At 65.0% G+C, this 11,055-nt stretch carries 10 protein-coding genes; 9 read left to right on the top strand and 1 reads right to left on the bottom strand.

The genetic code is table 11. The features are described 5' to 3' along the window. Positions 1 to 2: 2 nt before the first annotated feature. The 9 genes from murD to lpxC all read left to right on the top strand — a co-directional run bounded on the left by murD (position 3) and on the right by lpxC (position 10,458). Entirely contained in the window at positions 3 to 1,349 is a 1,347-nt protein-coding gene (gene murD, locus E3U47_RS09460; protein ID WP_134691062.1) for a UDP-N-acetylmuramoyl-L-alanine--D-glutamate ligase, read from the top strand. Next, complete coding sequence (ftsW, locus tag E3U47_RS09455; RefSeq protein WP_134691061.1) at positions 1,346 to 2,560, top strand: putative lipid II flippase FtsW; 1,215 nt, start codon at positions 1,346 to 1,348, stop codon at positions 2,558 to 2,560. Before murD ends, ftsW begins: the two co-directional genes overlap by 4 nt. Next, positions 2,550 to 3,629: an undecaprenyldiphospho-muramoylpentapeptide beta-N-acetylglucosaminyltransferase gene (murG, locus tag E3U47_RS09450; protein ID WP_134691059.1), complete on the top strand. Its 1,080-nt coding sequence runs from the start codon at positions 2,550 to 2,552 to the stop codon at positions 3,627 to 3,629. Before ftsW ends, murG begins: the two co-directional genes overlap by 11 nt. Further along, positions 3,622 to 5,070 (top strand): UDP-N-acetylmuramate--L-alanine ligase, encoded by a 1,449-nt coding sequence (gene murC, locus E3U47_RS09445; protein WP_134691057.1) that lies wholly within the window; start codon positions 3,622 to 3,624, stop codon positions 5,068 to 5,070. The genes murG and murC overlap by 8 nt, the downstream gene beginning before the upstream one ends. Then, positions 5,067 to 6,023, top strand: a complete 957-nt coding sequence (locus tag E3U47_RS09440) for a D-alanine--D-alanine ligase (RefSeq protein WP_134691055.1) — start codon at positions 5,067 to 5,069, stop codon at positions 6,021 to 6,023. Before murC ends, E3U47_RS09440 begins: the two co-directional genes overlap by 4 nt. A gap of 6 nt (positions 6,024 to 6,029) precedes the next feature. Next, a complete protein-coding gene (locus tag E3U47_RS09435; protein ID WP_134691053.1) occupies positions 6,030 to 6,899 on the top strand; it encodes a cell division protein FtsQ/DivIB in 870 nt (289 codons plus the stop codon). A gap of 14 nt (positions 6,900 to 6,913) precedes the next feature. Then, positions 6,914 to 8,182 (top strand): cell division protein FtsA, encoded by a 1,269-nt coding sequence (gene ftsA / locus E3U47_RS09430; RefSeq protein WP_134691051.1) that lies wholly within the window; start codon positions 6,914 to 6,916, stop codon positions 8,180 to 8,182. Between the two features lie 55 nt (positions 8,183 to 8,237). Next, a complete protein-coding gene (ftsZ, locus tag E3U47_RS09425; RefSeq protein ID WP_134691050.1) occupies positions 8,238 to 9,434 on the top strand; it encodes a cell division protein FtsZ in 1,197 nt (398 codons plus the stop codon). A 112-nt stretch (positions 9,435 to 9,546) separates the two neighbouring features. Next, a complete protein-coding gene (lpxC, locus tag E3U47_RS09420; RefSeq protein WP_023629817.1) occupies positions 9,547 to 10,458 on the top strand; it encodes a UDP-3-O-acyl-N-acetylglucosamine deacetylase in 912 nt (303 codons plus the stop codon). Between the two features lie 230 nt (positions 10,459 to 10,688). Here lpxC and E3U47_RS09415 read toward each other — a convergent pair. Continuing rightward, the coding region (locus E3U47_RS09415; RefSeq protein ID WP_134691048.1) for a DUF721 domain-containing protein at positions 10,689 to 11,055 on the bottom strand (367 nt) is incomplete at its 5' end.

Below are 11,055 nucleotides of genomic sequence, written 5' to 3'. Positions count from 1 at the left end.
GCGTGTCACTGATCGCTTCCGACCAATTCCGCATCGTTGTCGGCCTCGGCAAGAGCGGCATGTCCCTGGTTCGCTTCCTGGCGAACCGGGGCATTGCCTTTGCGGTCGCCGACACCCGCGAGCAACCGCCGGAACTGGACACCCTGCGCCGTGAATACCCGCAGGTGGAAGTGCGCTGTGGCGAGCTGGACGTCGAGTTCCTCTGCCGCGCCAGCGAGCTGTACGTGAGCCCCGGCCTGGCCCTGGCCACTCCGGCCTTGCAGCAGGCCGCCGCGCGCGGCGTGAAGCTTTCCGGCGATATCGAGCTGTTCGCCCGTCATGCCAAGGCGCCGATCGTGGCGATCAGTGGTTCCAACGCCAAGAGCACCGTGACCACCCTGGTCGGCGAGATGGCCGCCAAGGCCGGCAAACGTGTGGCAGTGGGCGGCAACCTCGGCACGCCGGCCCTCGACTTGCTGGCCGATGACGTTGAGCTGTACGTGCTGGAGCTGTCGAGCTTCCAGCTGGAAACCACCGACCAGCTCAACGCCGAAGTAGCCACTGTGCTGAACATCAGCGAAGACCACATGGACCGCTACAGCGGCCTGCCGGCCTATCATCTGGCCAAGCACCGGATCTTCCGTGGCGCCCGCCAGGTGGTGGTCAATCGCCAGGATGCCCTGAGCCGGCCGCTGCCGGTCGAAGGCCGTCCGAGCTGGAGCTTTGGTCTCAATGCACCGGACTTCAAAGCCTTTGGGTTGCGCGAGGTCGATGGCGAGAAGTACCTGGCGTTCCAATTGCAGACCCTCATGCCGGTGCGTGAGCTGAAGATCCGCGGCGCTCACAACCAGAGCAACGCCTTGGCCGCGCTTGCCCTCGGCCATGCCGCCGGCCTGCCATTCGAGCCGATGCTCGAAGCCCTGCGCGAATTCAAGGGCCTGGCCCACCGTTGCCAGTGGGTGCGCGAGCGCAACGGCGTGAACTGGTACGACGACTCCAAGGCTACCAACGTCGGTGCAGCCCTGGCCGCCATCGAAGGCCTGGGCGCCGATATCGAAGGCAAGCTGGTGCTGATCGCCGGTGGCGATGGCAAGGGCGCCGACTTCGCCGCCCTGCGCGTACCGGTGGCTCAACACTGCCGTGCCGTGGTGTTGCTCGGTCGTGATGCCGAGCGTCTGGCTGAAACATTGGGCGATGCCGTGGCGCAAGTACGGGTCAAGACCCTCGACGAAGCCGTGCAGCGCTGCGCCGAACTGGCCCAGCCGGGGGACGCGGTGCTGCTGTCGCCGGCCTGCGCCAGCCTGGACATGTTCAAGAACTTCGAACAACGCGGGCGCCTGTTCGCCCAGGCAGTGGAGGGGCTGGCATGATCTTCGGCATCCTCAAGCCTTACCCGTCGCCGCTGATCAGCGGTCGTGGCATCGACCTCGACTTCCCGCTGCTGGCCGGTTGCCTGGCGCTGCTGGGCCTGGGACTGGTGATGATCACCTCGGCCTCCTCGGAAGTGGCTGCCGTGCAGTCGGGTAACCCGCTGTACCACATGTTCCGCCACCTGGTGTACGTGGCCCTGGGGCTCGGCGCCGGAGTGTTGACGATCCTGGTGCCGATCGCCACCTGGCAGCGCATGGGCTTCATGATGCTGATCGGCGCCTTCGGCCTGCTGGTGATGGTGCTGGTGCCCGGCATCGGCCGCGAAGTGAACGGCTCGATGCGCTGGATCGGCTTCAGCTTCTTCAACGTCCAGCCCTCGGAGATCGCCAAGGTCTTCGTGGTCATTTATCTCGCCGGCTACCTGGTGCGCCGGCAGACCGAGGTGCGCGAAAGCTGGATGGGCTTCTTCAAACCGTTCATCGTGCTGCTGCCAATGGCCGGCCTGCTGCTGATGGAGCCGGACTTCGGTGCCACGGTGGTGATGATGGGCGCCGCGGCGGCCATGCTGTTCCTCGGCGGGGTGGGCTTGTTCCGCTTCTCGCTGATGGTGGTGCTGGCGGTGATATCGGTGGTGGTGCTGGTGCAGGCCCAGCCCTACCGGATGGCGCGCCTGATCACCTTCACCGATCCCTGGTCCGACCAGTTCGGCTCCGGCTACCAGCTGACCCAGGCGCTGATCGCCTTCGGCCGCGGCGAGTGGCTGGGCGTGGGCCTGGGCAACAGCGTGCAGAAGCAGTTCTACCTGCCCGAGGCGCACACCGACTTCGTGTTCTCGGTGCTGGCCGAAGAGCTGGGGGTGATCGGCTCGCTGCTGACCATCGCGCTGTTCGTGTTCATCACCGTGCGCGCGCTGTACATCGGCTTGTGGGCCGAGAAGGCCAAACAGTTCTTCGCCGCCTACATGGCGTTCGGCCTGTCGTTCCTGTGGATCGGCCAGTTCCTGATCAACATCGGGGTGAACGTCGGCCTGCTGCCAACCAAGGGCTTGACCTTGCCGTTCCTGAGCTACGGCGGCAGCTCGCTGGTGATCTGCTGCGCTTGCGTTGGGCTGTTGCTGCGGATCGAGTGGGAGAGCCGCACGCACCTGGGCAGCGAAGAGCACGAATTCAACGAAAGCGACTTTGCCGAGGAGACCAGTCATGGCCGCTGACGGCAAGAATGTCCTGATCATGGCCGGCGGTACCGGTGGCCACGTGTTCCCTGCGCTGGCCTGTGCCCGCGAGTTCCAGGCGCGCGGCTACAGCGTGCACTGGCTGGGTACCCCGCGCGGCATCGAGAACGAACTGGTGCCCCAGGCCGGGTTGCCGTTGCACCTGATCCAGGTTACGGGCCTGCGTGGCAAGGGCAAGCTGTCCCTGCTCAAGGCGCCGTTCACCCTGGTCAAGGCGGTGCTCCAGGCGCGGCGCATCGTGCGCGAGCTCAAGCCGGTCTGCGTGGTCGGCTTCGGTGGCTACGTGACCGGCCCCGGCGGCTTGGCCGCGCGGCTGTGCGGCGTGCCGCTGGTGATCCACGAACAGAACGCCCGGGCCGGCACGACCAACCGCCTGCTGCTGCCGATGGCGGCGCGGGTCTGCGAAGCCTTCCCGGACACCTTCGCCGCCAGTGACAAGCTGCGCACCACCGGCAACCCGGTGCGCCCTGAGCTGTTCATGGACGCTACCCGCGCGCCCTTGGCCGAGCGCCGCGCGCGCCTGCTGGTGATGGGTGGCAGCCTGGGTGCGGAACCATTGAACAAATTGTTGCCTAAGGCCCTGTCCGAAGTGCCGGCGAACCTGCGCCCCGAAGTGTTCCACCAGGCCGGGAAGAACCACGCGCCGGTCACCGCCGAGCGATATCACGAGGCCGGTGTCGAGGCCCAGGTCGAACCGTTCATCAAGGACATGGCCCACGCCTATGGCTGGGCCGATATGGTGGTGTGCCGGGCCGGCGCCCTGACCGTCAGTGAACTCGCGGCGGCAGGCCTGCCCTCGATGCTGGTGCCCTTGCCCCACGCCATCGACGACCACCAGACCCACAACGCCCAATACCTGGCTCGTGAAGGCGCTGCCTTCCTGATGCCACAAGCGACAACTGGCGCAGCGCAGCTCGCTGAACGCCTGAACGAGGTGCTGATGCAACCCGAGAAACTCAACACCATGGCTGGCACCGCACGGCGCCTGGCCAAGCCTGATGCAACCAGCACCGTGGTCGATATCTGCCTGGAGGTGGCCCATGGTTGAAAGCCAGAAAGCCATGCCGCAACCGAAGATGGGCCGCATCCGTCGCATCCACTTCGTCGGTATCGGCGGCGTGGGCATGTGCGGCATCGCCGAAGTGCTGCTGAACCTGGGCTATGAAGTGTCCGGCTCCGACCTCAAGGAGTCGCCGGTCACCGAGCGCCTGCAGTCGTTCGGCGCGCAGATCTTCGTCGGCCACCGCGCCGAGAACGCCGCCACTGCCGATGTGCTGGTGGTGTCCAGCGCGATCAATCCGGCCAACCCGGAAGTCGCCACCGCCCTGGAACGGCGCATCCCCGTGGTGCCGCGCGCCGAGATGCTCGCCGAGCTGATGCGCTATCGCCACGGCGTGGCGGTGGCTGGCACCCACGGCAAGACCACCACCACCAGCCTGCTGGCCTCGGTGTTCGCCGCCGGCGGCCTGGACCCGACCTTCGTCATCGGCGGGCGCCTGACCGCGGCCGGTACCAATGCCCAGCTGGGCACCAGCCGCTACCTGATCGCCGAAGCCGATGAAAGCGACGCCAGCTTCCTGCACCTGCAGCCGATGGTGGCCGTGGTCACCAACATCGACGCCGACCACATGGCGACCTACGAAGGCGACTTCAACAAGCTGAAGAAGACCTTCGTCGAGTTCCTGCACAACCTGCCGTTCTACGGGCTGGCGGTGATGTGCCTGGACGACCCGGTGGTGCGCGAGATCCTGCCGCAGGTCAAGCGTCCGACCGTGACCTATGGCTTCAGCGAAGAGGCCGACATCCGCGCCATCAATGTGCGCCAGCAGGGCATGCAGACCCACTTCACCGTGCTGCGCCGTGACTGCGAGCCGCTGGAAGTGTCGGTGAACATGCCAGGCAATCACAACGTGCTCAACGCTTTGGCCACCATCGCCATCGCCACCGACGAAGGCATCAGCGACGAAGCCATAGTCCAGGGCCTGTCGGGCTTCCAGGGCGTCGGTCGACGCTTCCAGGTGTACGGCGAGCTGCCGGTCGACGGCGGCAGCGTGATGCTGGTCGACGACTACGGTCACCACCCGACCGAGGTCGCCGCGGTGATCAAGGCCGTGCGTGGCGGCTGGCCGAGCCGGCGCCTGGTGATCGTCTACCAGCCGCACCGCTACAGCCGCACGCGCGATCTGTACGACGACTTCGTGCAGGTGTTGGGCGATGCCAACGTGCTGCTGCTGATGGAGGTCTACCCGGCCGGCGAAGAGCCGATCCCCGGTGCCGACAGCCGTCAGCTGTGCCACAGCATCCGCCAGCGCGGCAAGCTCGACCCGATCTACATCGAACGTGGCGCCGAGCTGGCGCCGCTGGTCAAGCCGTTGCTACGCGCCGGCGACATCCTGATCTGCCAGGGCGCCGGCGATGTCGGCGGCCTGGCCCCGCAACTGATGAAAAGCCCGCTGTTCGCAGGCGCCAAGCAGGAGAAGTCGAAATGACCAGCGCCTACGACAAGCTGCACTCCACCCTCGACGTCAAGGCCTTCGGCCGCGTCGCCGTGCTGTACGGCGGCAAGAGCGCCGAGCGTGAGGTTTCCCTGAAGTCGGGCAAGGCAGTGATCGAAGCGCTGACCAACGCTGGTGTCGACGTAGTCGCCATCGACGTCGGCGACGACCTGCTGACCCGACTGCAAAGCGAGCAGATCGACCGCGCCTTCATCATCCTCCACGGTCGTGGCGGCGAAGATGGCAGCATGCAGGGCTTGCTCGAGTGCCTGGGGATTCCCTACACCGGCAGCGGCATCCTGGCCTCGGCGCTGGCCATGGACAAGCTGCGCACCAAACAGGTTTGGCAGAGCCTGGGTATCCCCACGCCGCGTCACGCGGTGCTGGCCAGCGAGCAGGATTGCGTGACCGCCAGCGCGGAACTGGGCTTCCCGTTGATCGTCAAACCTGCCCATGAAGGTTCAAGCATCGGCATGGCCAAGGTGAACAGCGAGCAAGAGCTGGTCGCCGCCTGGAAAGACGCCGCCAAGTACGATTCGCAAGTGCTGGTCGAGCAGTGGATCCACGGTCCGGAGTTCACCATCGCCGTGCTGCGTGGCCAGGTGCTGCCGCCGATCGCGCTGGGCACCCCGCATGTGTTCTACGACTACGACGCCAAGTACATCGCCAATGACACCCAGTACCGCATCCCGTGCGGCCTGGACAGTGCCAAGGAACAGGAACTGATCGACCTGACCGCGCGCGCCTGCGATGCCATTGGCATCGAAGGCTGGGGCCGGCTGGACGTGATGCAGGACGAGCAGGGCCGCTTCTGGCTGCTCGAAGTCAACACCGCACCGGGCATGACCGACCATAGCCTGGTGCCCATGGCGGCCCGCGCGGCCGGCCTGGACTTCCAGCAACTGGTGCTGGCGATCCTGGCCGACAGCGTAGCGACGCGAGGTTAAGCAATCATGCAAGGCGCGATGATACGTCAGCAGCAACCCGTCACCGGCCGTAGCAAGCCGGTGCCGCGTGGTGCCAGCCGACTGGTGGCCGACGAGCCCGTATCGGCGCGCCTGCCGCGGCCTAGCTTCGGCGGCCTCAAGCGCCTGCTGTGGCCGGTGCTGCTGGTGGCCGCAGGCTTTGGCGCCTATGAAGGCGCCATCCGCCTGATGCCGTATGCCGATCGGCCGATCACCAAGATCGACGTGCAGGGCGACCTCAGCTACATCAGCCAGCAGTCGGTGCAACAGCGCATTGCGCCCTACGTGGCGGCGAGCTTCTTCACCGTCGACCTTGCGGCGATGCGTGTCGAGCTCGAGCAGATGCCCTGGATCGCCCATGCCGAAGTGCGCCGGGTGTGGCCGGACGAGGTGGTGATCCGCCTGGAAGAACAGTTGCCGGTGGCGCGTTGGGGTGACGAGGCCTTGCTCAACAACCAAGGCCAGGCCTTCACCCCGCGCGAGCTGGCCAACTACGAGCACCTGCCGCAGCTGTTCGGGCCGCAGCGCGCTCAGCAACAAGTCATGCAGCAGTATCAGGTATTGAGCCAGATGCTGCGCCCCATGGGCTTTTCCATCGCTCGCCTGGAGCTGCGCGAGCGAGGCAGCTGGTTCCTGACCACTGGCGCGGGTAGCGCCGGCCCAGGCATCGAGCTGCTGCTGGGGCGCGACCACCTGGTGGAGAAGATGCGCCGTTTCATTGCCATTTACGACAAGACGCTTAAAGACCAGATCACCAATATCGCCCGCATCGATCTGCGTTATTCCAACGGACTTGCCGTTGGTTGGCGGGAACCGAATGCACCGACGACGGCCCAACCCGCCGTTGCGAAGAATTAGAGAGAGGCAGGACCATGGCAAACGCGCATAGCGGCAAAATGATCGTCGGGCTGGACATCGGCACTTCCAAGGTGGTGGCGCTGGTGGGTGAAGTCGGCGAGGACGGCACCCTGGAGATCGTGGGCATCGGCACCCACCCATCGCGCGGCCTGAAGAAGGGCGTGGTGGTGAACATCGAATCGACCGTGCAGTCGATCCAGCGCGCCGTGGAAGAGGCCCAGCTGATGGCCGGCTGCCGCATTCACTCGGCGTTCGTCGGCGTGGCCGGCAATCACATCCGCAGCCTCAACTCCCACGGCATCGTCGCCATCCGCGACCGCGAAGTGAGCACCGCCGACCTCGAGCGCGTGCTCGACGCCGCCCAGGCCGTGGCCATCCCGGCTGACCAGCGGGTACTGCACACGCTGCCGCAGGACTACGTGATCGACAACCAGGAAGGCGTGCGCGAACCGCTGGGCATGTCGGGCGTGCGTCTGGAAGCCAAGGTCCACGTGGTTACCTGCGCGGTCAACGCGGCGCAGAACATCGAGAAATGCGTGCGTCGTTGCGGCCTGGAAATCGACGACATCATCCTCGAGCAACTGGCCTCGGCGTATTCGGTGCTGACCGACGACGAAAAAGAACTGGGCGTGTGCCTGGTGGACATCGGTGGCGGCACCACCGACATCGCCATCTTCACCGAAGGCGCGATCCGCCACACCGCGGTAATCCCGATTGCTGGCGACCAGGTCACCAACGACATCGCCATGGCCCTGCGCACCCCGACGCAATACGCCGAGGAGATCAAGATCCGCTACGCCTGCGCCCTGGCCAAGCTGGCCGGTGCCGGCGAGACCATCAAGGTGCCGAGCGTCGGTGACCGCCCACCGCGCGAACTGTCGCGCCAAGCCCTGGCCGAGGTGGTCGAGCCGCGTTACGACGAACTGTTCACCCTGATCCAGGCCGAACTGCGTCGTAGCGGCTTCGAGGACCTGGTGCCGGCCGGCATCGTCCTCACCGGCGGCACCGCGAAGATGGAAGGCGCCGTGGAACTGGCCGAGGAAATCTTCCACATGCCGGTACGCCTGGGCGTGCCGCACAGCGTGCGCGGCCTGAGCGACGTGGTACGCAACCCGATCTATTCCACCGGCGTGGGTCTGCTCACCTACGGTCTGCAGAAGCAGTCCGAGGACCCGTCCCTGACCGGTATCAGCAACAGCAGCAACAGCAACAACAGCTATGGCGATGAACCCAAGGGGCCAGTGCTTGAGCGACTCAAGCGTTGGGTCCAGAGCAACTTCTGAGTTTCAAAGCAGTAGTGGTAGGCGCGACAACTAGAGAACTGTAAGGAGAGGGAAAATGTTCGAGCTCGTAGACAACGTCCCGCAAAGTCCGGTCATCAAGGTGATCGGCGTCGGCGGTGGTGGCGGCAACGCCGTCAACCACATGGTCAAAAGCAACATCGAAGGCGTCGAGTTCATCTGCGCCAACACCGATGCCCAGGCGCTGAAGAACATCGGCGCGCGCACCATCCTGCAATTGGGCACTGGCGTGACCAAGGGCCTGGGTGCCGGCGCCAATCCGGAAGTCGGCCGCCAGGCCGCGCTGGAAGACCGTGAGCGCATCGCCGAGGTGCTGCAGGGCACCAACATGGTGTTCATCACCACCGGCATGGGCGGCGGTACCGGTACCGGCGCGGCGCCGATCATCGCCGAAGTGGCCAAGGAAATGGGCATCCTCACCGTCGCGGTGGTGACCCGTCCGTTCCCGTTCGAAGGTCGCAAGCGCATGCAGATCGCCGATGAAGGCATCCGCATGCTGGCCGAGAGCGTCGACTCGTTGATCACCATCCCCAACGAGAAGCTGCTGACCATCCTGGGCAAGGATGCCAGCCTCTTGTCCGCTTTCGCCAAGGCCGACGACGTGCTGGCCGGTGCCGTGCGCGGTATCTCCGACATCATCAAGCGTCCGGGCATGATCAACGTCGACTTCGCCGACGTGCGCACCGTGATGGGCGAGATGGGCATGGCGATGATGGGCACCGGTTGCGCCAGCGGCCCGAACCGTGCGCGCGAAGCCACCGAGGCGGCGATCCGCAACCCGCTGCTCGAAGACGTCAACCTGCAGGGCGCCCGCGGCATCCTGGTGAACATCACCGCCGGTCCCGACCTGTCGCTGGGTGAGTACTCCGACGTGGGTAGCATCATCGAGGCCTTCGCCTCCGACCACGCGATGGTCAAGGTCGGCACCGTGATCGACCCGGACATGCGCGACGAACTGCATGTGACCGTGGTGGCCACCGGCCTGGGCGCGCGCATCGAGAAGCCGGTCAAGGTCGTCGACAACACCCTGCAGACCGCACAGCAGGTGTACGAGTCGTCCAACCCGGCGCCGGTTCGCCAGGAGCAGCCAGCCGTCAACTACCGTGACCTGGAGCGTCCGACCGTGATGCGCAACCAGGCCCACGCAGGTGCCGCGGCAGCCGCTAAACTCAATCCTCAGGATGACCTGGACTACCTGGATATCCCGGCCTTCCTGCGTCGCCAGGCCGATTAATGGAATTTATCAGGGGTATAAGGGTGATTGGTGTTCAGCAAAGGCCGGGTCTGTTATCATCCCCAGCCTTTGTTGATACCTGTTCGCAATTTGCGCTGAAGCGGCCAATGCCATGATTAGACAACGCACCCTGAAGAATACCATCCGTGCCACAGGTGTCGGCCTGCACTCCGGGGAGAAGGTCTACCTGACCCTCAAGCCTGCGCCTGTCGACACCGGCATCGTCTTCCGTCGCGCCGACCTCGACCCTGTGGTCGAAATCCCGGCGCGCGCGGCCAACGTCGGTGAGACCACCATGTCCACGACATTGGTCAACGGTGACGTCAAAGTCGATACGGTCGAGCACCTGCTCTCCGCCATGGCGGGCCTGGGCATCGATAACGCCTACGTCGAGCTCTCCGCCTCGGAAGTGCCGATCATGGATGGCAGCGCCGGACCCTTCGTATTCCTGATCCAATCGGCCGGCCTGGAAGAACAGGACGCACCGAAGAAGTTCATCCGCATCCTGCGCGAAGTGACAGTGGAAGAGGGCGACAAGCGCGCCACTTTCCTGCCGTTCGACGGGTTCAAGGTGAGCTTCGAGATCGACTTCGATCACCCGGTCCTCAAGGGCCAGACCCAGAGCGCGGTCGTCGACTTCTCCAGCACCTCGTTCGTGAAGGAAGTCAGTCGCGCCCGCACCTTCGGTTTCATGCGTGACATCGAGTACCTGCGCAAGCACAACCTTGCGCTGGGTGGCAGTGTCGAGAACGCCATCGTCGTCGACGAAACCGGTGTGCTCAACGAAGACGGCCTTCGTTCCGATGACGAATTCGTCAAGCACAAGATTCTCGACGCCATCGGCGACCTCTACCTGCTGGGCAACAGCCTGATCGGCGAGTTCAAGGGCTACAAGTCCGGACACGCGCTGAACAACCAGCTGCTGCGCAAGCTGATCGCCGAAACCGATGCCTGGGAAGTGGTCACGTTCGAAGATGCCAGCACGGCACCGATCTCGTACATGCGCCCTGTCGCGGCCGTGTAAGTTCGAACACTCTCTAGTTCATTGAGGCCACCTTCGGGTGGCCTTTTTTATGCCTGCGACTTTGATAGGTAGGGGAGCGGCCTCAACAAACTATGGGCTTGCTTGTGAAGGCCTTGCGCGATTTTCGTAGGAGCCGGCTTGCCGGCGAACCTGGCACTGCGGGGTGTGGCAGGTTCGCCGGCAAGCCGGCTCCTACATGGATCTCGATCTCCTGGGGGGCTTTTTACGGGTTAGCCTTTGGCATGCGCCGCCAGGCGCTCCAGTGCAGCCTTGAGCTTCGGGTCGCTGATGCCCTCGGCCGAGCCACGAATGCTCTGGGCGGCGTTTTCAGACAGTTCCGGCCCTTGGCCTTCGCGCTTGGCCGGCACCAGCGGCGGCTGCACCTTGAACAGAATGCGCGTCAGGTTGGCGAAGGCTTCCAGCGCCAGCAGTTGGCGCTGCAGACGTTTTTGCTGGTAGCGCAGACGCGTGGCCCAGTGGCCATCGGTCACCACCAGCAACAAGGTGCCTTCTTTCCACGATGCCACATGGCAGTGCTCGCGTGCCGCCGGTTGCAACTGGCTTTCCAGCAGGCGCTGCAAATGCTCCAGGCGCTCG

The organism is Pseudomonas sp. RIT623, assembly GCF_004519305.1.
Classification (GTDB): Bacteria; Pseudomonadota; Gammaproteobacteria; order Pseudomonadales; family Pseudomonadaceae; genus Aquipseudomonas.
This window is presented reverse-complemented; position numbering and strand designations above follow the sequence as displayed.

Excerpts from the sequence above, each read along its gene's own strand:
- ftsW (WP_134691061.1), top strand. The coding sequence starts at position 1,346 with ATGATCTTCGGCATCCTCAAGCCTTACCCGTCGCCGCTGATCAGCGGT.
- murG (WP_134691059.1), top strand. The coding sequence starts at position 2,550 with ATGGCCGCTGACGGCAAGAATGTCCTGATCATGGCCGGCGGTACCGGT.
- murC (WP_134691057.1), top strand. The coding sequence starts at position 3,622 with ATGGTTGAAAGCCAGAAAGCCATGCCGCAACCGAAGATGGGCCGCATC.
- E3U47_RS09440 (WP_134691055.1), top strand. The coding sequence starts at position 5,067 with ATGACCAGCGCCTACGACAAGCTGCACTCCACCCTCGACGTCAAGGCC.
- E3U47_RS09435 (WP_134691053.1), top strand. The coding sequence starts at position 6,030 with ATGCAAGGCGCGATGATACGTCAGCAGCAACCCGTCACCGGCCGTAGC.
- ftsA (WP_134691051.1), top strand. The coding sequence starts at position 6,914 with ATGGCAAACGCGCATAGCGGCAAAATGATCGTCGGGCTGGACATCGGC.
- ftsZ (WP_134691050.1), top strand. The coding sequence starts at position 8,238 with ATGTTCGAGCTCGTAGACAACGTCCCGCAAAGTCCGGTCATCAAGGTG.
- lpxC (WP_023629817.1), top strand. The coding sequence starts at position 9,547 with ATGATTAGACAACGCACCCTGAAGAATACCATCCGTGCCACAGGTGTC.